Source organism: Simplicispira lacusdiani (assembly GCF_003604195.1).
Taxonomy (GTDB): Bacteria; Pseudomonadota; Gammaproteobacteria; order Burkholderiales; family Burkholderiaceae_C; genus Simplicispira; species Simplicispira lacusdiani.
In genome coordinates this window covers 304,549-326,940 of sequence record NZ_QXGR01000004.1, presented here as the reverse complement: position 1 = coordinate 326,940, position 22,392 = coordinate 304,549, and the positions used below count along the sequence as shown (strand labels likewise).

16 protein-coding genes are annotated in these 22,392 nt (G+C 70.3%); 8 read left to right on the top strand and 8 right to left on the bottom strand.

Features of this window, described 5'->3' with window-relative positions:
* Window positions 1-52 precede the first annotated feature (52 nt).
* Both xdhA and xdhB read left to right on the top strand, forming a co-directional pair.
* The gene (gene xdhA / locus D8S75_RS07720; RefSeq protein WP_119965590.1) at window positions 53-1,543 is read left to right on the top strand and encodes a xanthine dehydrogenase small subunit; all 1,491 of its coding nucleotides are present in this window, start codon (window positions 53-55) and stop codon (window positions 1,541-1,543) included.
* The gene (gene xdhB / locus D8S75_RS07715) at window positions 1,540-3,837 is read left to right on the top strand and encodes a xanthine dehydrogenase molybdopterin binding subunit (RefSeq protein WP_119965588.1); all 2,298 of its coding nucleotides are present in this window, start codon (window positions 1,540-1,542) and stop codon (window positions 3,835-3,837) included. The genes xdhA and xdhB overlap by 4 nt, the downstream gene beginning before the upstream one ends.
* Before the next feature lies 1 nt (window position 3,838).
* On the opposite strand, the gene D8S75_RS07710 is transcribed toward xdhB, so the two are convergent.
* Both D8S75_RS07710 and D8S75_RS07705 read right to left on the bottom strand, forming a co-directional pair.
* Window positions 3,839-5,932: a sensor domain-containing diguanylate cyclase gene (locus D8S75_RS07710; protein WP_119965586.1), complete on the bottom strand. Its 2,094-nt coding sequence runs from the start codon at window positions 5,930-5,932 to the stop codon at window positions 3,839-3,841.
* Window positions 5,933-6,184: 252 nt separating this feature from the next.
* Window positions 6,185-6,811: a Crp/Fnr family transcriptional regulator gene (locus D8S75_RS07705; RefSeq protein ID WP_119965585.1), complete on the bottom strand. Its 627-nt coding sequence runs from the start codon at window positions 6,809-6,811 to the stop codon at window positions 6,185-6,187.
* A gap of 278 nt (window positions 6,812-7,089) precedes the next feature.
* Here D8S75_RS07705 and D8S75_RS07700 point away from each other — a divergent pair, with 278 nt between their 5' ends.
* Window positions 7,090-8,970, top strand: coding sequence for a GGDEF domain-containing protein (locus tag D8S75_RS07700; RefSeq protein WP_119965583.1), 1,881 nt, complete (start codon window positions 7,090-7,092; stop codon window positions 8,968-8,970).
* Between the two features lie 12 nt (window positions 8,971-8,982).
* Here the strand turns inward: D8S75_RS07700 and D8S75_RS07695 are convergent, their stop codons facing one another.
* Genes D8S75_RS07695 through D8S75_RS07685 form a run of 3 tightly spaced genes read right to left on the bottom strand, consistent with a single transcriptional unit; the run spans window position 8,983 to window position 14,866 of the window.
* Window positions 8,983-10,428 (bottom strand): efflux transporter outer membrane subunit, encoded by a 1,446-nt coding sequence (locus D8S75_RS07695; protein WP_119965648.1) that lies wholly within the window; start codon window positions 10,426-10,428, stop codon window positions 8,983-8,985.
* Complete coding sequence (locus tag D8S75_RS07690; protein WP_119965582.1) at window positions 10,421-13,579, bottom strand: efflux RND transporter permease subunit; 3,159 nt, start codon at window positions 13,577-13,579, stop codon at window positions 10,421-10,423. Before D8S75_RS07690 ends, D8S75_RS07695 begins: the two co-directional genes overlap by 8 nt.
* 12 nt (window positions 13,580-13,591) lie before the next feature.
* Window positions 13,592-14,866 (bottom strand): efflux RND transporter periplasmic adaptor subunit, encoded by a 1,275-nt coding sequence (locus D8S75_RS07685; RefSeq protein WP_119965580.1) that lies wholly within the window; start codon window positions 14,864-14,866, stop codon window positions 13,592-13,594.
* 167 nt (window positions 14,867-15,033) lie between these two features.
* Here D8S75_RS07685 and D8S75_RS07680 point away from each other — a divergent pair, with 167 nt between their 5' ends.
* A complete protein-coding gene (locus tag D8S75_RS07680) occupies window positions 15,034-15,672 on the top strand; it encodes a TetR family transcriptional regulator (RefSeq protein WP_119965647.1) in 639 nt (212 codons plus the stop codon).
* 9 nt (window positions 15,673-15,681) lie between these two features.
* On the opposite strand, the gene D8S75_RS07675 is transcribed toward D8S75_RS07680, so the two are convergent.
* Window positions 15,682-16,899, bottom strand: coding sequence for a urate hydroxylase PuuD (locus D8S75_RS07675; protein WP_119965578.1), 1,218 nt, complete (start codon window positions 16,897-16,899; stop codon window positions 15,682-15,684).
* Between the two features lie 172 nt (window positions 16,900-17,071).
* Window positions 17,072-17,893, bottom strand: a complete 822-nt coding sequence (gene xdhC, locus D8S75_RS07670) for a xanthine dehydrogenase accessory protein XdhC (RefSeq protein ID WP_232828968.1) — start codon at window positions 17,891-17,893, stop codon at window positions 17,072-17,074.
* Window positions 17,894-17,927: 34 nt separating this feature from the next.
* On the opposite strand from xdhC, the gene D8S75_RS07665 reads away from it, so the two are divergent.
* Complete coding sequence (locus D8S75_RS07665) at window positions 17,928-18,452, top strand: energy transducer TonB (RefSeq protein ID WP_119965575.1); 525 nt, start codon at window positions 17,928-17,930, stop codon at window positions 18,450-18,452.
* Between the two features lie 100 nt (window positions 18,453-18,552).
* On the opposite strand, the gene uraH is transcribed toward D8S75_RS07665, so the two are convergent.
* Window positions 18,553-18,903, bottom strand: a complete 351-nt coding sequence (gene uraH / locus D8S75_RS07660) for a hydroxyisourate hydrolase (protein WP_119965573.1) — start codon at window positions 18,901-18,903, stop codon at window positions 18,553-18,555.
* Between the two features lie 89 nt (window positions 18,904-18,992).
* Between uraH and D8S75_RS07655 the strand changes: the two genes are divergently transcribed.
* Genes D8S75_RS07655 through uraD form a run of 3 tightly spaced genes read left to right on the top strand, consistent with a single transcriptional unit; the run spans window position 18,993 to window position 22,390 of the window.
* Entirely contained in the window at window positions 18,993-19,670 is a 678-nt protein-coding gene (locus D8S75_RS07655; protein WP_119965571.1) for a GntR family transcriptional regulator, read from the top strand.
* A complete protein-coding gene (gene puuE, locus D8S75_RS07650) occupies window positions 19,667-20,623 on the top strand; it encodes an allantoinase PuuE (RefSeq protein ID WP_119965569.1) in 957 nt (318 codons plus the stop codon). The genes D8S75_RS07655 and puuE overlap by 4 nt, the downstream gene beginning before the upstream one ends.
* Before the next feature lie 3 nt (window positions 20,624-20,626).
* Window positions 20,627-22,390 carry a 2-oxo-4-hydroxy-4-carboxy-5-ureidoimidazoline decarboxylase gene (gene uraD / locus D8S75_RS07645; RefSeq protein WP_119965568.1) on the top strand — a complete coding sequence of 588 codons (1,764 nt, stop codon included), beginning with the start codon at window positions 20,627-20,629 and terminating at the stop codon, window positions 22,388-22,390.
* Window positions 22,391-22,392 lie beyond the last annotated feature (2 nt).

Sequence of the window (22,392 nt, the reverse complement as noted above, 5' to 3'; positions counted from 1 at the left end):
GGGCACTGCACGATGCGTGCCAGCCCGGCGGTAATGGAATAACCTCTCGACCATGCACACCCTGCAATTCATCCGTCGCGGCCAGCCGATGGCGCTGGCCAATGTACCACCCGACCGCACGCTCCTGCAGCTGCTGCGCGAGGACCTGGGCCACACCGGCACCAAGGAGGGCTGCGGCGAGGGCGACTGCGGCGCCTGCACCGTGGTGGTGGGCGAGGCCGAAGGCGGACGCATCCGTTACCGCGCCATAAATGCCTGCATCGCCCTGGCCCACTCCATCGACGGCAAGGCGCTGTGGACGGCCGAGGACCTGGCGCAGGACCCGCTGGTCCGTCCCCAGGAGTCCACGGCAACCTCCAGCGATTTGCACCCGGTGCAGCAAGCGCTGGTCGATCACCACGGCTCGCAGTGCGGCTTCTGTACGCCGGGCTTTGTGATGAGCCTGTTCGCGCTGTACCAGACCGAGGTCTGCCAGGGCCGTGGCGTGTCGCGTGCGCAGGCGGTGCAGGACCTCTCGGGCAACCTGTGCCGCTGCACCGGCTACCGCCCCATCCTCGACGCCGCCCAGCAGATGGACCGTTTGCCACGCTGGCAGGTGGACGAGGCTGCCTTGCTACAAAAAATAAAGCTGCTTGCGCACAGCCAACAAGCGCTGGAAGCCGATTCTTCTTATATTTCTCCCACCACGCTGGCTGGGCTGCTGGCGGCACGCACCGCCCACCCCCAGGCCCAGCTCGTGGCCGGTTGCACCGACGTGGGCCTGTGGGTCACCAAGCAGCACCGCCAGTTCGCCCAGGTGCTGGACGTGACGCGCGTGGCCGAACTGACCCGCATCGACGAAGCCCCGGACCACACCACCATCGGCGCCGCCGTGCGCCTGGAAGACGCCTTCACGGCCCTGGTGCGCCGGCGCCCGCAACTGCAGACCTTCGCGGCACGCTTCGCCGGCCTGCCCGTGCGCAACGCGGGCACGCTGGGCGGCAACGTGGCCAACGGCTCGCCGATCGGCGACTCCATGCCGTTGCTGATCGCGCTGCGCGCCCGCGCGGTGCTGGCGAGCCTGCGCGGCGAGCGCGAGCTGCCGCTCGAAGACCTCTACACCGGCTACCGCCAGAACGTGATGGCGCCCGACGAGGTGCTGGCGCGCATCCTCGTGCCGCACCCTGCACCGGGCGAGTTCCTGCGCGCCTACAAGGTGTCCAAGCGCCAGGACGACGACATCTCCGCCGTCTGTCTGGTGCTGAATCTGCACCTGGAGGGCGGTCTGGTAGCGGCCGCCTCCATCGGCGCGGGCGGCGTGGCCGCCGTGCCCGCGCGCGCGCGCCAGGCCGAAGCCGCCCTGCGGGGCCAGGCCTGGAGCGAGGCCGCCGCGCAGCAGGCCGCCCAGGCGCTGCAGACCGAATTCACACCGCTGTCCGACCTGCGCGCCAGCAGCCAGTACCGGCACGCCGTGCTGGGGACGCTGGTGCGGCGCTTCTGGCTGGAGAGCCAGGGCCAAGCGGATGTCTCGCTCGACACCTTGCAAATGGAGGCCTTGGCATGAAAACCGCTGCACGGGCCCTGGGCCAGTCGCACCCGCACGAGAGCGCGCACGCGCAGGTGGCGGGCAGCGCGCACTACATCGACGATCTGCCCGAGGTGAAGGGCACGCTGCACGCCGCGCCCATCCTCTCGCCGGTGGCGCACGGGCACCTGCGCGGCGTGGACTGCGCCGCCGCGCTCCAGATGCCCGGCGTGCGCGCCGTGGTGCTGGCGCAGGACATCCCCGGCGACCCGATCCTGGCTGCCTTCGCGCACGACGAACCCATCTTCGCCGGGGACACCGTGCACTTCGCGGGCCAGGTCATCGGCCTGGTGGTGGCCGACACCGCGCTGCAGGCGCGCCGCGCCGCGCGTGCCGTGAAGCCGGACATCGCGCCGCTCCCCGCCATCCTCACCGTCGAGCAGGCCCTGGCCGCGCAGAGCCGCGTGCTGCCGCCCGTGACGGTGCGCCGGGGCGCGCCCGAGGCGGCGCTGGCCGGGGCACCACACCGGCTGCAGGGCGCGCTGGAGGTGGGCGGGCAGGAGCATTTCTACCTGGAGGGCCAGATCGCCTACGCCCTGCCGCTGGAGCAGGGGCAGTGGCACATCCACGCCAGCACCCAGCACCCGGGCGAGGTGCAGCACTGGGTGGCGCACGCGCTGGGCATCGCCAACCACGCGGTGTGCGTGGAGTGCCGGCGCATGGGCGGCGGCTTTGGCGGCAAGGAAACGCAGGCCGGCCACCTGGCCGTGTGGGCCGCGCTGGCCGCGCGCAAGACCGGCTGCCCGGTCAAGCTGCGCCTGGACCGCGACGACGATTTCGTGGTCACCGGCAAACGCCACCCCTTCGCCTACCGCTGGGACGTGGGCTATGACGACAGCGGCCGCATTCTGGGCCTCAAGCTCCACATGGCGGCCAACTGCGGCTTCTCGGCGGACCTCTCAGGCCCGGTGTGCGACCGCGCCGTGTTCCACGCCGACAACGCCTACTTCCTGGAAAACGTCGAGATCGAGTCGCACCGCTGCCGCACGAACCTGCAGAGCCACACGGCCTTCCGCGGCTTCGGCGGGCCGCAGGGCGTGATCGCCATCGAGACCATCCTCGGCGACATCGCCCGCGCCCTCGGCCGCGACGCGCTGGACGTTCGCCTGGCCAACCTCTACGGCACCACGGAGCGGAACGTCACGCACTACCAGATGCCGGTGGAAGACAATATCCTGCACGATCTGCTCCCAAAACTGGAGCTGTCCGCGCAGTACCGGCGGCGCCAGGAGGCCATTTTTGCTTGGAATGCCGCCAGCCCCGTGCTCAAGCGCGGCATCGCCATCACGCCGGTCAAGTTCGGCATCAGCTTCACCGCCACGCTGTTCAACCAGGCCGGCGCGCTGGTGCATGTGTACACCGACGGCAGCGTGCAGGTGAACCACGGCGGCACCGAGATGGGCCAGGGCCTGCACACCAAGGTAGCGCAGATCGTGGCCGACGAGCTGGGCGTACCGCTGGCGCGCGTGCGCGTGACGGCCAGCGATACCAGCAAGGTGCCCAACGCCAGCGCCACGGCGGCCAGCAGCGGCACCGACCTCAACGGCCGCGCGGCGCAGTACGCCGCGCGCAATGTGCGCGACAACCTGGCCTCCTTCGTCTGTGGGCTGGACGGCTGTGGCGCGGGCGCGATCCGCTTCGAGGGCGGCATGGTGACCTCGCCCAAGGCGGTGCGCCGCTTCGAGGACGTGGTGCAGGACGCCTACGCCAACCGCATCCAGCTCTGGAGCGACGGCTTCTACCGCACGCCCAAAATCCACTACGACAAGACCACGCTCACCGGCCGGCCGTTCTACTATTTCGCCTACGGCGCGGCCTGCACCGAGGTGGTGATCGACACGCTCACCGGCGAGAACCGCGTGCTGGCCGTGGACATCCTGCACGACGTGGGCCACAGCATCAACCCGGCGATCGACATCGGCCAGATCGAGGGCGGCTTCGTGCAGGGCATGGGCTGGCTCACCACCGAGCAACTGGTGTGGAACGACCAGGGCCAGCTCGCCACGCACGCGCCCAGCACCTACAAGATCCCGGCCACGGGCGACGTGCCCGCGCATTTCACGGTGCAGCTCTGGCCCGAAGCCAACCGCGAGGACAACGTGGGCGGCAGCAAGGCCGTGGGCGAGCCACCGTTCATGCTGGCCATCAGCGTGTACGAGGCCTTGCGCAACGCGGTGGCCGCCACGCGAGGCAGCGCGCAGGCCACGCCTGTGCGGCTCGATGCGCCGGCCACGCCAGAGAGCCTGCTGCGCGCGCTTGGCGCGCTGGAGTGAGCTATTGCAGCAGCGCGGCGCGCTGCACCGCGCGGCGCACCACCTGGTTGCGCCCCGCGCGCTTGGCGTCGTAGCAGGCCATGTCGGCCGCGTGCAGCACGCTGGCGACATCGTGCAGGCCCGGTTCGAGCACCACCATGCCGATGCTCACGCCCAGGGTGAAACTGCGCCCCTGGTACACCGGCTCCCAGGCCTGCACGGCGGCGCGCAACTGCTCGGCCACGGCCAGGCCGTGCGTGCTGGAGCAACCCGGCAGCACCACGGCGAACTCATCGCCCCCCAGGCGCGCGGCCCAGCCCGCCTGGCGCACCTGGGCCTCCAGCAGGCGCGCCACGTGGCGCAGCACATCGTCGCCGGCATCGTGGCCGGCCACGTCGTTGACCACAGTGAAATGGTCCAGGTCCAGGAACAGCACCACGCCCGAAATCGTTCCGCCCAGGCCATCGAGCGGCGCGGGAGCGCTGTCGGTGGCCAGCCCCCCGCCATCGAGCAGGTGGCGCAGCCGCTGCTCGAAGCCCTGGCGGTTGTCGAGCTGCGTCAGCGGGTCGTGCGACAGCACCCAGGCATCCTGGCGGCGCTCTTCGTGGGCCACCGTCATCTCCTCCAGCATCCACACACTGCCCTCCTGCGGCGCGTCGGCCCTGACGGCGCGCCCCTGGGCCCGCACCCACACGGAACTGCCGTCCTTGCGCCGCAGGCACAGATCGCCCGTGAAGGCGCCATGGGCCGCGAAGGCCGCCTGGGCGGCGGAGCAGGATTCCGGGCATTCCGGGCCGGTGCCGCAGATATGCGCCAGAGGCTGGCCCCGCAGCTCTTCCGGCTGGTAGCCCAGCATCAGGCAGGCCTGGCGGCCCACGGCCTCCAGGCGCATGCCCCGGGCGATGAGGATGCCCACGGGCGCACTGTCCAGGATGGACTGGAACTGGCCTTCGAGCGTCTGCCGCTCCCGCTGCTGCTGTGCCCGCTGCGCCTGCAACCCTTCGAAGACCCGCACCAGGGCCCCTACCTCGCCACCGGCCCGGGGCCAGGGCGCGGACAGTCCGCGCTGGCCCTCCGGGGCCAGCAGTCCCCGGGAACGGTCGCGCAGGCGCGCCAGGGGCTGCGCCAGCCACAGCACCAGCAAGGCAAGGGTTGCCGCGGTCAGCACGATGACCAGCGCCGCCAGCCCCCAGGCCCTGCGCTGCGCCCCCTTGAGCGGCGCCAGCAACGCCTGGGAATCGCTCACGCGCGCCACCAGCCACTGTGGCAGCGGCATGCCGGCCATGCTGACGATATGCGCCGGGAGCACCTGCGTGGCGCCATGGCCCACGACCGGGCTGTCCTGGGCGAGCCACTGGGCGAACACCTGGCCCAGCCCGGGCTCGCCGCGCACCTGGCCCATGACGCGCGCCGGATCGGAGTGCGAGAGGATGGTGCCGTCGCGCGTGAAGACCACGAGCCGGGTGTCCGGGCGCGGCGGCACCGCCATGGACACGGGCAGCAGCCCCTGCGACTGCAAGCGCAGCGCGCCGGCCACCACGCCCAGGACGGAGCCATCTTCCCGGTGCAGCGGCATGGTGAACAGGATGCGCGCATCGCTGGAACGCTCGGTCACCAACTCGGCCACCATGGGCTTGCCCTCGACCATGGTGCGGCGCAGGGCGTCGCGCGCCGTGGGCTCCAGGCTGGAGGATTTCTCGAAGCGGCCGTTTTGCAGGTTCACGCGCAGTTCGCCATCCTGCCGCGCCACCAGGATGGAATCGAAGAACTGGACCGCGGGCAAGCCCTGCTGCAGCAGCCATTCGAGCGTGGAAGGCATGTCGAGCATGTCGGGCGTGATGCCGGCCGCCACCGTGCGCAGCACCTTCTGGCTCTGCTCGATCTTGCTCGACAGCAGCCGGGCGAACACCTCGACCTCGTCGTTCTGCTGGTCCACCATGCGCCGCACGGCTTCCTGCCCGGAAGCCCGTGCCACCAGCCAGCCCGACACCGCGCCGGACCAGGCCACCGCCAGCGCCACCAGCAGCACCAGGCGCACCGCCAGGGAGCCCGGCAGGGACCAGGAGGGTGGCGCACTGTCCGCCACGGCCAGGGCGGCGTCGGGCGGCGGCGTCATGCGCCCTCCCGGTCGCACGGACGGGCGCAGGAAGAAGCGGGGAGCGGCGGGATCACAGGGCTTCGCATAGGTGGTGCATTGAATATACGCAGCCCCCTCCCCCCCTGGCCTGGGTGGAACCCTCAGAGCCCGCCGAGGAAAAACCCTGAGCCTGGAGCCTCTCCGTCAGCAGCCTGCCCACGCAGCGGCAAAAAAAAAGCTGCCAGAACGGCAGCCGGAAAAATCCTGTGGCGCGGCACGCGCGCCGGGGTATCAGCCGCCGCTGGCGACCATTTGCAGGGCGCCGGGCTCGGGCAGCTTGAGCACATTGCCCGACCCCAGGATGAGGCCATGCTCGCGCAGGTTGCGCAGCACCCGCGAGAAGGTTTCCGGCGCGATGCCCAGCTGGGCCGCGATCAGGCGCTTGCGCTGGCTCAGGGTGACGCTCAGCGCGCCACTGCCGTCCTCCTGGGCATGGCTCAGCAGCCACTGTGCGCAGCGCGCCTCGGCATCCTGCGCCAGGCGGCTGACGGCCAGCTCGGTCTGCTGGCGGTAGCCGATCGCCATGTCGCGCAGCAGCATCTGCGCCGCCTTGGGCAGGGCCTCGACGCTGCGCTGAAAAGCCTCCAGCGGCTGGCGGCGCAACTGCACGCGTGTTTCGGTCACCATGTCGACGGGGCAAGGCAGGTTCAGCATGGCGGAAGCGCCATCAAGCCAGAACGGGCCTTCGACCACGCCCAGCTGGTGCCGCATCTGGCCATCCTCCAGGATGCCCATTTGCACGCGTCCGCTCACCAGATGCAGCACCGAGGTGAGCTTTTCCTGGCGCACGCGCAGCACCTCGCCAGGGGCCACGACCTCGCTCTCTGCGGGGGATTCCGGTGAATAGTTAGGCAACATATGGAAAGCACTTTGCAGCGCCATTTCCTACTGGGTTTTGAGGCAAATCAAATTCCCGGCGCACTGCGAAAGCAGTCGCCACGGATTTGCTCTGCGTCAAGTTTCATACCTAGAAACCGGTAAGCGATAGTAAGGCAAATTACCGGGATAACCCGCATGCCCAGGGCCTTTGCGGCCCTGTCACCCCAGACCCCGCAGGGGCATGGGGTGCTGCTGTAACGGCTGCGTCACACGTCCGGCTTAGGGTTACCCATGTGCCGATCCAACCATCCAGTGCCATGCCATTTCACATTACAGAACAGCGCGACCGCGTGGTGGCGGCCCTTTCGCCTGCGGTGCGCTGCGGCACGGGGCCGCTCGCCCGCCTGGTCCGCGACGGGGAGCTGCACTGCGTATTCCAGCCCATCGGCGACCTGCGCACCGGGACGGTGTTCGCGCACGAGGCCCTGATCCGCGGCCCCCTGGATTCGCCCTTCCATCGCCCGGATTTCCTGCTGGAGATGGCGCGCCGCGAACACCTGCTGCAGGATTTCGAGCTGATGTGCGTCTACACCGCCCTGCGCAACTGGGCCGCCATCGGCGCGCCGGGCCGGCTGTTCGTGAACATCAGCGCCGACGCACTGGTCCAGGGCGTGGCGCTGTGCGGCGCGGGAACGCTCTCGGCCACGCTGCGGGACTTCGGGGTCGTTCCCAGGATGGTGGTGCTGGAGATCACCGAGCATGAACGCGTGACCGACATGGCGCAACTGCGCCAGGCCGTCAAGGAAATCCATGCGGCCGGCATGCGCCTGGCGCTGGACGACTTCGGCGACGGCCGCTCCAGCCTGCGCCTGTGGTCGGAGGTCCGGCCCGACTTCGTGAAGATCGACAAGTACTTCATCCATGCCATCGCCGAACACCCCGAGAACCTGCAGATGCTGCGCGCCATCAAGGGCATCGCCGACATGTTCGGCACGCAGCTGATCGCCGAGGGCATCGAAACCCAGGATGACCTGCGCGCGCTGCGCGACCTCGACATCCCGCACGGCCAGGGCTGGCTGCTCGGGCGCCCCGCGTCCACGGCACGCCAGGCACTGGAGGCACCAGCCCTCGAAGTGATGCGCGACCGGCGCGTCGCCGTGCTGCCGCACCTGGCACAGTCGGCGCGCCCCGGCATCCTGCGCGGCCTGCAGGTGGTGCCCGCCCCCACGGCCACGCCCGAAACCGCCAACGACAGCGTGGCCGAGTTGTTCATGCAGCACCCGGAACTGCACGCGCTGGCGCTGGTGGAGGACGGCCGGCCCGTGGCGCTGATCAACCGGCAACAGTTCATGAACCATTACGCCACGCTGTATTTCCGCGAGGTGCACGGCCGCAAGCCCTGCATGGCCTTCGCCAACCCGGCGCCGCGCGTGGTGGAGCTCGACTGCGACGCCGACCAGCTCATCGGCATCCTGACCTCGCAGGACCAGCGTTACCTCAGCGACGGCTTCATCGTCACCGACAACGGCCGCTACATCGGCCTGGGCACGGGCGACAAACTGGTGCGCGCGGTGACCGAGGCGCGCATCGAGGCCGCGCGCCATGCCAACCCGCTGACCTTCCTGCCCGGCAACATTCCCATCAGCATGCACATCGAGCGCCTGCTGGAGAGCGGCAACGGTTTCGTGGCCTGCTATGCCGACCTGAACCACTTCAAGCCCTTCAACGACCAGTACGGCTACTGGCGCGGCGACGAGATGATCCGGCTGGTGGCCCGCCTGGTGGTCGCGCATTGCGACGCGCGGCGCGACTTCGTCGGCCATGTGGGCGGCGACGATTTTCTCGTGCTGTTCCAAAGCGGCGACTGGCTGCGCCGCTGCCGCGGCATCGTGGACGCCTTCGCGCACGAGGCCCGCGCGCTGTTCGACGACACGGCGCGCCAAGCCGGCGGCATCCATGCCGAGGACCGCCACGGCATCCTGCGTTTCTTCCCGTGCACCACGCTGTCCATCGGCGCGGCGCAGATCCCTCCGGGCGTGCTGCGCCATGCCGAGGAAGTGGCCAACCTGGCGGCCCAGGCCAAGCACGAGGCCAAGCAGTCGCCCGGCGGCATCGTGGTGCTGGACGCAGGCAGGGTCTCGGCCCTGCAGGCGCCGCATCCCGGGCCGTGCCCGGCGCCGGCGGCCCTGGCGGCCTGAGCCGCTCCCCGATCAGCGCTGCGGCGAGGAGGCAACAGCCTCTGGTGCCACCGGGCCCCAGCCGCCGCCGAGGGCCTTGTACAGCACCGCCTGGTTCTGGCGCTGGGCCAGCCGGACCTGGGCCAGCGCCTGCTGCGCCGCGAACAGCGAGCGCTGCGCGTCGAGCACCTCCAGCGAACTGGCCACGCCATTGCGGTGGCGCAGCTCGGCCAGCCGCAGGCGCTCGGCCTCGGCATCGGCCTGCGCCTGCTGGGCGCGCGCCTGCTCGCCCAGCGTGGCGCGGCCGGCCAGGGCGTCGGACACCTCGCGGAACGCGGTCTGGATGGCCTTTTCATACTGCGCCAGCGCGATCTCGCGGCCGGCCCGCGCGGAATCGAGCCCCGCCTGGTTGCGCCCGCCATCGAAGATCGGCAGCAGCGCCTGCGGCGCCAGGGTCCAGCCCCAGGAGCCGCTCTTGAACAGGCCCGACAGCGCCGTGCTGGCCGTGCCCGCGCTCGCCGTGAGCGAAATGCGCGGGAAGAAGGCGGCACGCGCGGCGCCGATGTTGGCATTGGCGGCCACCAGCAGCTGCTCGGCCTGGCGCACATCGGCACGCCGCTCCAGTAGGTCGGAGGGCAGCCCAGCGGGCACATCGGCGCGCAGGGGCGCTTCTGGGCCTTGGGTGTCGAGCCACTCGGGCGACAGCGGTTGGCCCACCAGCAGGGTCAGCGCGTTCACGTCGAGCGCGCGCAGGCGCTGCTGCTGTGCCAGCGCGGCCTGGGCCGCCGCCACCAGCGACTCGGCCTGGCGCAGATCCAGCGCCGAGGCCACGCCCTGCTCGGTGCGCAGGCGCACCAGGCGCAGCGAATCCTCGCGCGTGGCCAGGGTGCGCTGCGTCAGCGCGAGCAGTTCGTCGTTGGCCTGCAGGCTCAGCCAGGCACTGGCCACGGCTGCCACCAGACTGGTCTGCACGGCGCGGCGCGCCTCCTCGGTGGCCAGATACTGCGCCAGCGCCGCCTCCTTGAGGCTGGCGATGCGGCCGAAGAAGTCGATCTCCCAGCTCGCCAGGGCCACGCCCGCCGTGTAGGTGCTGCTGATGCCGCCGCCCGAGGCGGGCTGGCGGTTGCCGGCGGCCGCCAGATTGAGCGTGGGCGTCTGGTCGGCGGCGCGGATCTGGTACTGGGCGCGGGCCTGCTCGATGGCCAGCGCGGCCACGCGCAGGTCGCGGTTGCCGGCCAGGGCCCGCTCGACCAGGGCGCGCAAGCGCGCGTCCTGCACGAACTCCTGCCAGGGCAGGTCGCCCGCGGCGCGGGCCGCAGCATCCGCAGGCTGGGCGCCGGCCAGGGTGGGCCATTGCTCGGCGACTGGGGCGGCGGGCCGTTCGTACACCGGCATGAAGGAGCAGCCCGCCAGGGCCAGCCCGGCCGCCAGCGCGGCCAGCGGAGCGCGCAGCGCCGGAATCCGTGGTGTCTTATGCATGGTGGTCTCCCACGCCCGTCTGGTGCGCGTGTTGCGCGTCAAATTGCCGCTGGCGCGCGCTGCCTTTGAACAGGCCGCGCACCAGCACGAAAAAGACCGGCACGAAGAACACGGCCAGCGCCGTGCCGGTGATCATGCCGCCAATCACGCCGGTGCCGATGGCACGCTGGCTGGCCGAACCCGCGCCCGTGGCCAGGGCCAGCGGAAGCACGCCCAGCATGAAGGCCATCGAGGTCATGACAATGGGCCGGAAGCGCAGGTGGGCTGCCGCGAGGGCCGACTCGATCACGCTCTTGCCCTGGGCCTGCAGGTCCTTGGCAAACTCAATGATCAGGATGGCGTTCTTGGCCGACAGGCCGATGATGGTCACCAGCCCCACCTGGAAGTACACATCGTTCGCATAGCCGCGCAGCAGCGTGGCCACCAGCACCCCCAGCACCCCCAGCGGCACCACCAGGATCACCGCGAACGGAATCGACCAGCTTTCGTACAGCGCCGCCAGGCACAGGAACACCGCCAGGATGGCGAAGGCGTAGACGATGATGGCCTGGGCGCCGGCGAGCTTTTCCTCGCGCGACTGGCCCGTCCACTCGAAGCCGAAGCCTTGCGGCAGTTGCGCCGCCAGGAGCTCCATTTCGTCCATGGCCGCGCCCGTGCTCTGGCCCGGCGCCGCCGCGCCGCTGATGCGCATGGACGGGTAGCCGTTGTAGCGCACGGTCTGCATGGCGCCCGACACCCAGCGCGTGGTCGAGAAGGCCGACAGGGGCACGGCCTTGCCTTGGCTGTTGAGCACGTTGAGCCGCAACAGGTCGTCGGGCTGCATGCGGGCGGGCGCGTCGGCCTGCACTACCACGCGCTGCAGGCGCCCGGCGTTGGGGAAGTCGTTGACGTAGCTCGAACCCAGGGCCGTGGCGATGGCGCTGTTGATGGCGTCGTAGCCCACGCCCAGGGCGCTGGCCTTGTCGCGGTCGATGTCGAGCTGCAGCTGGGGCGCGTCCTCCAGGCCGTCGGGGCGCACCTGCGCCAGCACCTTGCTCTGCATCGCCATGCCCAGCAACTGGTTGCGCGCGGCCAGCAGGGCCTCGCGGCCCAGGCCGGCGCGGTCCTGCAGGCGGAAGCTGAAGCCCGACGCGGCGCCCAGTTCGGGAATGGGCGGCGGGCTCAGCGGGTAGATGAAGGCATCGCGAATGCCCGAAAGCCCGCCAAAGGCACGCCCCGCCACCGCCTCGGCATTGCTGCCGGGACCGGCGCGCTTGGCCCAGTCGGTCAGCGTGACGAAGGCCAGCGCGGCGTTCTGTCCCTGGCCCGAGAAGGAGAAGCCCAGCACGCCCACCATGCTCTGCACCTCGGGTTGCTTGAGCATGTAGGCCTCGACCTGCTCCATCACGGCGCGCGTGCGCTCCTGCGTGGCGCCCGGCGGCAGCTGCACGTTCACCAGCATGGTGCCCTGGTCTTCGTTGGGCAGGAAGGACGCGGGCAGGCGCATGTAGACCACGGCGGCGGCGGCGATGATGGCCGCGTAGAGGATCAGGGCGCGCGGCGCGCGGCGCAGGATGCGCGCCACCACGCCCTCGTAGCCCTTGGCGGTGCGCGAGAAGCCCCGGTTGAACCAGCCGAAGAAGCCCGTCTTGGCATGGTGGTGGCCGGCCTCCACGGGCTTGAGCAGCGTGGCGCACAGCGCCGGCGTCAGCGACAGCGCCAGGAAGGCCGAGAAGGCGATCGACGACACCATCACCGCCGCGAATTGGCGGTAGATGTTGCCCACCGAGCCCGCGAAAAAGGCCAGCGGCACGAACACCGAGATCAGCACCACGGTCACGCCGACGATGGCGCCCGAGATCTGGCCCATGGCCTTGCGCGTGGCCTCCAGCGGATGCAGCCCCTCCTCGCTCATGATGCGCTCGACGTTCTCCACCACCACGATGGCGTCGTCCACCACGATGCCGATCACCAGCACCATGCCGAACATGGTGAGCACGTTGATCGAGAAGCCCAGCGCCATCAGCGTGGCGAAGGTGCCCAGCAGCGCCACCGGCACGACGATGGTGGGGATGATGGTGTAGCGCAGGTTCTGCAGGAACAGGAACATCACCAGGAACACCAGCACCACGGCCTCGACCAGCGTGGTCGCCACCTGGGTGATGGAGATGTCGACGAAGCGCGAGCTGTCGTAGGGGATGGACCACTTCATGCCCTGCGGGAAATAGCGCTCCAGTTCCGTCATCTTCTCGCGCACCGCCTTGGCGGCGGCCAGCGCGTTGCCCGTGGGCGAGAGCTGCACGCCCATGCCCACCGAGGGCTTGCCGTTGAGGCGCGCCGAGGTGGCATAGACCTGGCCGCCCAGCTCGATGCGCGCCACGTCCTTGAGGCGCACGGTGGAGCCGTCGGGGTTGGCGCGCAGGATGATGCGGCCGAATTCCTCAGCGCTGGAAAGCTGCCCGTTGACGATCACGGTGGCCGCGATGCCCTGGCCCGCCACGTTCGGCAGGCTGCCGATCTCGCCCGCCGACACCTGCGCGTTCTGCGCGCGGATGGCGTTGTTGACGTCGGCCGCGCTGAGGTTCAGGCCCAGCAGCTTGGCCGGGTCGATCCAGATGCGCATGGCGCGCTCGGTACCGAACAGCTGCGCCTGGCCGATGCCGGGCAGGCGCTGCAGCTCGGGCACGATGTTGCGCGAGGCGTAGTCGCCCAGCGCCACCGGGTCCCAGGCCGGATCGTCCGACGACAGGATGGCGAACAGCAGGAAGTTGCTGCGCGACTTGTCCACGCGCACGCCCTGCTGCGTCACCACGGCGGGCAGGCGCGGCGTGGCGCGCGCGAGGCGGTTCTGCACGTCCACCTGCGCCATGTCGGCATTGGTGCCGGGCTGGAAGCTCAGCGTGATGTTGCCGGTGCCGTTGGCCTGCGCCACCGACTCCATATAGATCAGGCCGGGCGAGCCGTTCATCTCGCGCTCGATCACCGAGAGCACGCTGTCCTCCAGCGTCTGGGCCGAGGCGCCAGGGTAGGTGGCCGAGACCACGATGGCCGGGGGCGCCACGGGTGGGTACTGCGCGATGGGCAGCTGGGTGATGGACACGCCCCCCAGCACCATGATGAACAGCGCGATCACCCACGCGAAGATGGGCCGGTCGATAAAGAATTTCGCCATGCTGGGCGCTCCTTACTGCGCCGCGCTGGCCGTGGAGGCTGGGGCCGCAGGAGCGCCGCTGGCGGGCGCGCCGGGCTTGGCGCCGCCCTGCCAGGGCACGGGCTTGACCACGGGGTTGCCGCGCAGCTTCTGGAAGCCGTCGACGATCACCTGCTCGCCCGCCTGCAGGCCGCCGAGCACCACCCACTGGCCGCCCTGCTGGCCGCCGATCTGGATGCTGCGCTGCGCCGGCTTGCCGTCGGCGCCGATGGCCAGCACCGTGTCACCCTGGGCCGAGCGCGTCACCGCCTGCTGCGGCAGCAGGATCGCCTGCTGCGCCTGTGCCTGCTCCAGCCGCACGCGCACGTACAGGCCGGGCAGCAGCAGGCCGTCCGGGTTGGGCACCTGCGCGCGCAGCGTGATCTGGCCCGTGGTGGCATCCACGCTGAGGTCGGAGAACAGCAGCTTGCCCGCGAGCGGGTACTCGCTGCCATCCTCCAGCAGCACGCGCACGCTGGCGGCGTTGCCGCCCGCCGCGCGCTTGAACTGGCCGGCCTCCAGGGCGCGGCGCAGCCGCATGACCTCGGCGGCGGACTGCGTGAAGTTCACATACATCGGGTGGATCTGCTGCACCACGGCCAGTTGCGTGGCCTCGCCCTGCCCCACCAGCGCACCTTCCGTCACCAGGGCCCGGCCGATGCGCCCGGCAATGGGCGCCGTCACGCTGGCATGGCCGAGGTTGATGCGCGCCGTCGTGACGGCGGCCTTGCCGGCGGCCACATCGGCCTCGGCCAGCTTCTGCGCGGCCACGGCGTTGGCGTATTCCTGCTGGCTCACGGCATTGGCAGCGGCCAGGGGCTTGTAGCGCTCGGCCAGCGCGGTGGTCTGCACCAGGTTGGCCTGGCCCTTGGCCAGCGCGGCCTCGGCGCTCTGCAAGGCGGCCTCGTAGGGCGCCGCATCGATGCGGAACAGCACCTGCCCGGCCTTGACATCGCTGCCCTCCTGGAACAGGCGCTGCTGCAGGATGCCCGCCGCGCGGGCGCGCACCTGCGCCACGCGCGAGGCCTCCAGCCGGCCCGGCAGCTCGGTCTGCAGGCCCAGCTCGCCCGGCTGCACGGTGACCACGCCCACCTCGGGCGGCGGCATGCCGCCGCCGGGCGGCGCCGCGGGCGCGTCGCCCTTGCCGCAGGCCGACAGCAGCAGCGCTACGCCCAGGCTGCCGCTGGCCAGTGCCAGCCGCCAGCGCGCGCCGGAAGAAAAGGGGAACAGGGCAGAAACAGTCTCAGTCTGTGGATGGCGTGAGAGCATGGGAATCCTTGGCGTAAATCCGTCCGTGGCGGGCACGAAAGTCAAAAAGCATAGTGACTTTCGGTTAACCCGGTGCGCGCCGCTGTGTATCTGGATGGTGAAGCCGGGAGTATACATACATGCTTGAATGTATGTATAGTAGGCAGCATGACCGCAGGAGAACAATGATGGCCCCCCGCCGCACCAAAGCCGATGCGATGGCGACGCGCAACGCCCTGCTCGACGCCGCGGAACGGCTGTTCGAGGAAAAGGGCGTGTCGCGCACCTCGCTGCAGGACATCGCCGGGGCGGCTGGCGCCACGCGCGGCGCGATCTATTGGCACTTCAAGGACAAGGCCGACCTGTTCAACGCCATGATGGAGCGCGCCACCGCGCCGCTGGACCAGCTATTGCTGGACCCACGGCCGGGCGCGCCCGCCCCGGACATGGACAGGGTGTTCGAAGCCATGCTGGAGGCGCTGCACCGCATCGCCACGGACGCCTCGCTGCGCCGCGTGATGCAGATCGCCATCCACCGCGTGGAGTACGTGCAGGAGCTTGACGCCGTACAGGCCCGCCACCTGACCATGCACCGCCAGTGGCTGGCGCACAACCGCAGCGCGCTGGAGCGCGCCTTCGCCGGGCGCTCCTGCCCCGCCACCGTGCCGCCCGACATGGCGGCGCTGGGCCTGCAGGTGCTGGTGGAAGGGCTGCTGCAGGGCTGGCTGCTGGACACCGAGGCCTTCGACCTCGTGCAGGCCGGGCGCAGCACCATCGCCACCTACCTGCGCGGGCTGGGGCTGGAGGTGAAAACCCCAGCCCCCTGACCCCGCGCCCTATTGCACGGGGGCCCCGGCCGCGTGCCAGCGCGCGATCAGGGCGCGCTCGGCCTCCGTCATCTGCGTGGCGTTGTTCATGGGCATGAGCTTTTGCAGCACCACCTGCTGGTAGATGAGCGGGGCGCGCGGCGCCACCTGTTCGGGGGTGTCCAGGCGCACGCCCTTCATCTGCACCTCGGCGCCATGGCATTGCACGCAGCGCTGTTGCAGCACGGCCTGCACTTCCTTGTAGTCAAATCCGGCCGTAGAACCCGTGGATAAAGCGCTGCCAGCTACGGAAACAGGAGCACCCGGGCGCAGCCAGGCGACCGCGCCCACCAGCACGGCCACGCCCACCAGCGCATACGGCCAGGGGTGTGCGTTGCGCCCCAGCTTGTAGCCATGGCGCAGCACGAAGAACTGCCGGATGGCCGCGCCCGCGAACATCATGAGGATCAGCACCAGCCAGTTCTGCGGGTGGCTCCAGGTGAAGCTGTAGTGCCCGCTGAGCATGGCGAACAGCACCGGCAGCGTGAAATAGGTGTTGTGCACGCTGCGCTGCTTGCCGCGCTTGCCGTGGATGGGGTCCACCGGCTGGCCGGCCTTGATCTGCGCCACCACCGTTTTCTGTCCCGGGATGATCCAGAAAAACACGTTGGCGCTCATGGCCGTGGCCATCATCGCGCCCACCAGCAGGAAGGCCGCGCGCCCCGCGAACCAGTGGCAGGCCAGCCACGAGGCGATGCACACCAGCACGAAGACCAGCGCGCCGACGATGGCGTCGCCGTTCTTGCGCTGGCCGAAGGCGCGGCAGATGGCGTCGTAGAGCAGCCAGAACACCACCAGGAAGGACAGCGCCGCCAGCACGGCCGTGGGCGGCGCCCAGTCCATGCGCGATTTGTCCACCAGGTAGGTGCCCGCGCTCCAGAGGTAGGACACGGTGAACAGCGCAAAGCCGCTGAGCCAGGTGCTGTAGCTCTCCCAGTAGAACCAGTGCAGGTGCCCGGGCAGCTTCGGGGGCGAAACGGCGAACTTGACCGGGTGGTAGAAGCCCCCGCCGTGCACGGCCCAGAGCTCGCCGCTCACGCCCTGCCTCTTCAGGTCCTCGTCCTCGGGCGGCGTGAGGCTGCTGTCGAGGAAGACGAAGTAGAACGAGGAGCCGATCCAGGCGATGGCCGTGATGACATGCAGCCAGCGCAGCAGCAGGTTGGCCCAGTCGAGAAGGTAGCTTTCCATGTGGTTCACCCTTGGCTGCACGCCAATAGCTGCTCACCACTGCGGGCGCTCTGAGCAGGACATGGGCCGCGCTCCAAGGCAGCTTGCGCTGCCGGGGCTCCGCTGCGACCGGAGGATGCAAAGTGTATGCAAAACCTGCGCGCGATTTCAGCACGAATCCAGCCACCCTGCATCAGGAGTCTCCCAGCCCATCGGGCGGCAAGGTCTGCAGCAACTGCGCCGCCACGGCCACGGCGATGACCTCGGGCGCCTTGCCCGCGATGCCGGGCACGCCGATGGGGCAGGTCACGCGTGCCAGCTCCGCCTCGGCGAAGCCGCGCTCCGCCAGGCGGCGGCGGAAGACGGCCCATTTGCTGCGGCTGCCAATCAGGCCGATGAAGGGCAGGTCACCGTGCTCGCGCTGGCGGCGCAGGCAGGCGGCGACCACGTCCAGGTCCTCGGCATGGCTGAAGCTCATGATGAGCACGCGCGACTGGGGCGCCAGGCCGGGCACGGCGGCCTGCACGGGTTCGGAATGCTCGCAGGCCGCGTCCGGCGGCGCATCGGGCGGAAAGATACCGTCGCGGCTGTCGATCCAGGTAAGCTGAAAAGGCAGCGGCGCCAGCACGCGCGCCAGCGCCTGGCCCACATGGCCACCGCCGAACAGCGCCACGGGCGCGCACCGGGGCGCCAGGCGCGTGGCGAGCAGGGCGCCGTCGGCCCGCGTGACCCGCTCGAAGCGCAGGTGCATCACGCCGCCGCAGCACTGCCCCAGGCTGGGGCCCAGGGCATAGCGCAGCACGGCGGGGCCCGCCCCGCCGGCGAGCCGGCGGCGCGCCTCGGCGATGGCCTGGAACTCCACATGCCCGCCGCCGATGGTGCCCACCACATGGCCATCGAACACCGCCATCCAGGCGCCGCGCTCGCGCGGCGCCGAGCCCTCGGTGCGATCCACGCTCACCAGACAGGCCGGGGCCGTTTCCAACCCCTGGAGCAAAAAGTGCAAAAATGCCACGCTATCGGCCTTTCCGGAATTCACCACCCGCAGCATGGACCAGATTCCATCCCAACGCAGCAAGACGCGCGGCCCCTGGCTGCTGGCCGGCCTGATGGCGGCCGTGGCCGCCCTGGTGGCGGCCTGCAAATCCTCGCCCGTCAGCACCCTCCCGGCCGACAGCCGCAAAGGCAGCGACACCCCCAGCACCCTGGGCCCCGCCACGCTGGCCACGCCCCCCTCGGAGGCACGCACTCCGCGCGACTACCGCAAGGATGCCGCCGGCCACCTCTATGGCCTGAACGCCGAGCGCATCTTCAAGGGCAAGCTGCCGCCCCAGCTCTACGCCATCGGCGTGCTGGAGGTGGACATCGACCGCAAGGGCCGCGTGACCCGCGTGCACTGGCTGCGCGCGCCGCGCCATGCGCCCGAGGTGGTGGCCGAGATCGAGCGCACCGTGCGCGCCGCCGCGCCCTACCCGCTGCCCCTGCGCATGGGCAAGGTCACCTACACCGACACCTGGCTGTGGGACCAGAGCGGCCGCTTCCAGCTCGACACGCTGACCGAGGGCCAGCTCTGAAATCAGGAGCATGTGGCGCTTGACAGTGGCCGTTTTCATGAACATTTCCATTCGAAATGCTTGCTGATCTTGCGCCAAGCGCTCTCTTTTTTGGAATCCGTCACGAACCCCGGTAGGTCGAATAGCTCCAGGGGCTGACCAGCAGCGGCACGTGGTAGTGCTGGTCGGCATGGGCGATGCCGAAGTCCAGGCTCACCTGGCCAAGGAAGTTGGGTTCGGGCAGTTGCACGCCGCGCGCCCTGAAGTAGCCCGCCACATCGAAGCGCAGGCGGTAGGTGCCCGCGCGCAGGCTGGCGTTGTCGAACAGCGGGGCGTCGGTGCGGCCGTCCTGGTTCAGCACCACGCGTTTGAGGAGGGTGGCGGACTCGCCCTCGGTGGCATACAGCGCCACCGCCATGCCGGCGGCGGGACAGCCGTGCATGGTGTCCAGAACGTGGGTGCTCAAGCCCATGGGAGTCTCCTGGTGACGGGCCGCCGGAAATGGCTGCCTTGTGGACCAAAAGTGTATGCACTTTTGCCCATTCCACCTATCATCCGGCCATGGAGTCCTCGGCCACCCACGCGATCGCCCAGGCGCTGACGCGCGCCATCGTGGAGCACCGCCTGCAGCCCGGCACCAAGCTGGCCGAGCAGAAGCTGGCCGACCATTTCGGTGTCTCGCGCACGCTGGTGCGCCAGGCGCTGTTCCAGCTCGCGCAGAACCGCCTGGTGACGCTGGCGCCCGCGCGCGGCGCCTTCGTGGCCACGCCGTCGGCACAGGAGGCGCGCCAGGTCTTCGCCGTGCGCCGCATGCTGGAGGCCGGCATGGCCCGCGCCTTCGCGCAGGCCAGCACGCCGGCCAAGATCCGCGCCCTGCGCGGCCATGTGGCCCGCGAGCGGGCCGCGCTGGACAGCGCCGACGCCGGCCGCAGCAACGAGCTGCTGGGCGACTTCCACGTGCGCATGGCCGAGCTCATGGGCAACCGGGTGCTGGCCCAGATGCTGGGCGACCTGGTCTCGCGCTGCGCGCTCATCACGCTCATGTACCAGTCGGCGAGCGCCGCCGCGCACTCGCACGAGGAGCATGCCGCCATCGTCGAGGCCCTGGCCGCACGCGACGCCGAACGCGCCGAGGCGCTGATGCAGGCCCATCTGGAACATGTGCAAGCCCACCTGAGCTTCCACCGCAAGCGCCCCTCGAACAACCTTTCCCTGGCCCTCGGCCCACTGACCCCATGACCTACGACACCACCGCCCCCTACCCGCGCGACCTCGTCGGCCACGGCCGCAACCCGCCGCACGCCCGCTGGCCCGGGGGCGCGCGCATCGCGGTGCAGTTCGTGCTGAACTACGAGGAAGGCGGCGAGAACTGCGTGCTGCATGGCGACGCGGGCTCGGAGCAGTTCCTCTCCGAGATGTTCAACCCGGCCAGCTACCCCGAGCGGCACATGAGCATGGAAGGCATCTACGAATACGGCTCCCGCGCGGGCGTCTGGCGCATCCTGCGCGAGTTCGAGCGGCGCGGCCTGCCGCTCACCGTGTTCGGCGTGGCGACGGCGCTGCAGCGCCACCCCGAGGTGTGCGCCGCCTTCGTGGAGCAGGGCCACGAGATCGCCTGCCACGGCCTCAAGTGGATCCACTACCAGAACGTGCCCGAGGACGTGGAACGCGCCCACCTGCGGGAGGCCATGGCCACCATCGAGCGCCTGACCGGGCAACGGCCCCTGGGCTGGTACACCGGGCGCGACAGCCCCAACACCCGGCGCCTGGTGGCCGACCACGGCGGCTTCGCCTACGACAGCGACTACTACGGCGACGACCTGCCGTTCTGGATGCAGATGCGCAAGAGCGACGGCACCGTGGCGCCGCAGCTCATCGTGCCCTACACGCTGGACTGCAACGACATGCGCTTCGCGCTGCCCCAGGGGTATTCGCACGCCGACCCGTTCTTCCAGTACCTGAAGGACACGTTCGACGCGCTCTACGCCGAGGGCGACCCGGCCGGCCTCGACCGCCCCAAGATGATGAGCATCGGCATGCACTGCCGTCTGCTGGGGCGCCCCGGGCGCATCACGGCGCTGCAGCGCTTCCTGGACCACATCCAGCTGCACAAGCAGGTATGGGTGGCCCGCCGCATCGACATCGCCCGCCACTGGACCCAGACGCACCCCTACCCCGCAACCAAGGTGTAAGCCATGACCCTGACCCTGGACCAGATCAACACCGCCAGCCTGTCCGACGCCATGCGCGCGCTCGACGGCGTGTACGAGCACTCCCCCTGGATCGCCCGCCAGGCGCTGGCGCAGCGCCCGCTGCGCTCGCTGGCGCACCTCAAGTCCATCATGGCCGAGGTGGTGCGCAACGCCGAGCCCGAAGAGCAGCTACGCCTGATCCGCGCCCACCCCGAGCTGGCGGGCAAGGCCATGGTCGCCCAGGCCCTCACGGCCGAGTCCACCAGCGAGCAGAGCCGGGCAGGGCTGACGCAGTGCACGCCGCAGGAGTTCGAGCGCATCCAGCAGCTCAACGCCGCCTACAACGCGCGCTTCGGCTTCCCGTTCGTCCTGGCGGTGCGCGGCCCGCGCGGCACCGGGCTGACCCGCCAGCAGATCATCGACACCTTCGCCCGCCGGCTGCACAACCACCCCGACTACGAGCGCGCCGAGGCGCTGCGCAACATCCACCGCATCGCCGAGCTGCGCCTGAACGACAAGTTCGGCGCCGAGCCCGGGCTGGGCAACGAGGTCTGGGACTGGCTCGACGCCCTGGCCCGGCACAGCGAACCGGGCTACGCCGAGCAGGGCCAGCTCACCGTGACCTACCTCTCGGAGGCCCACCGCGCCTGCGCTCGCAGCATCCGCGAGCACATGCTGGCCTGCGGCTTCGACGAGGCCCACATCGACGCCGTGGGCAACGTGGTCGGCCGCTACCACGCCGCCACGCCCGGCATGCGCACGCTGCTCACCGGATCGCACTACGACACCGTGCGCAACGCCGGCATGTTCGACGGCCGCCTGGGCATCTTCGTGCCCATGGTCTGCGTGCGCGAACTGCACCGCGCCGGCAAGCGGCTGTCATACAACATCGAGGTGGTGGCCTTCGCCGAGGAGGAAGGCCAGCGCTTCAAGGCCACGTTCCTCGGCTCCAGCGCCCTGCTGGGCCAGTTCGACCCGCAGTGGTTCGACCAGAAGGACGCCCAGGGCACGACGATGCGCGCCGCCATGCTGCACGCCGGCCTGCGTCCCGAGGACATCCCGGGCCTGCAGCGCAACCCCGCGCACTACCTGGGCTTCATCGAGGTGCACATCGAGCAGGGGCCGGTGCTCAGCGAACTCGACCTGCCGCTGGGCGTGGTCACCTCCATCAACGGCAGCGTGCGCTACCTGTGCGAGATGGTGGGCATGGCCAGCCACGCGGGCACCACGCCCATGGACCGCCGGCGCGACGCCGCCGTGGGCGTGGCGGAGCTGGCGCTGTACCTCGAAGAACGCGCCGTGATCGACGGCGATTCGGTCGCCACCGTGGGCATTCTCAACGTGCCGGGCGGCTCCATCAACGTGGTGCCGGGGCGCTGCCATTTCAGCATCGACCTGCGCGCGCCCAACGACACGCAGCGCGACACGCTGGCCCAGGACGTGCTGGCGAGCCTGCAGCGCATCGCCGAGCGGCGCGGCCTGCGCTGCACCGTCGAGGAGGCCATGCGCGCCTCGGCCGCGCCCAGCGCCTACGACTGGCAGCAGCGCTGGGAGCGCGCCGTCAACGCCCTGGGCCTGCCCCTGTGCCGCATGCCCAGCGGCGCCGGCCACGACGCCATGAAACTGCACGAAATCATGCCGCAGGCCATGCTGTTCGTGCGCGGCGAGAACGCCGGCATCAGCCACAACCCGCTCGAATCCACCACCAACAACGACATCCAGCTGGCCATCGAGGCCTTCGGCCATGTGCTGCGCCAGCTCGCCTAGGA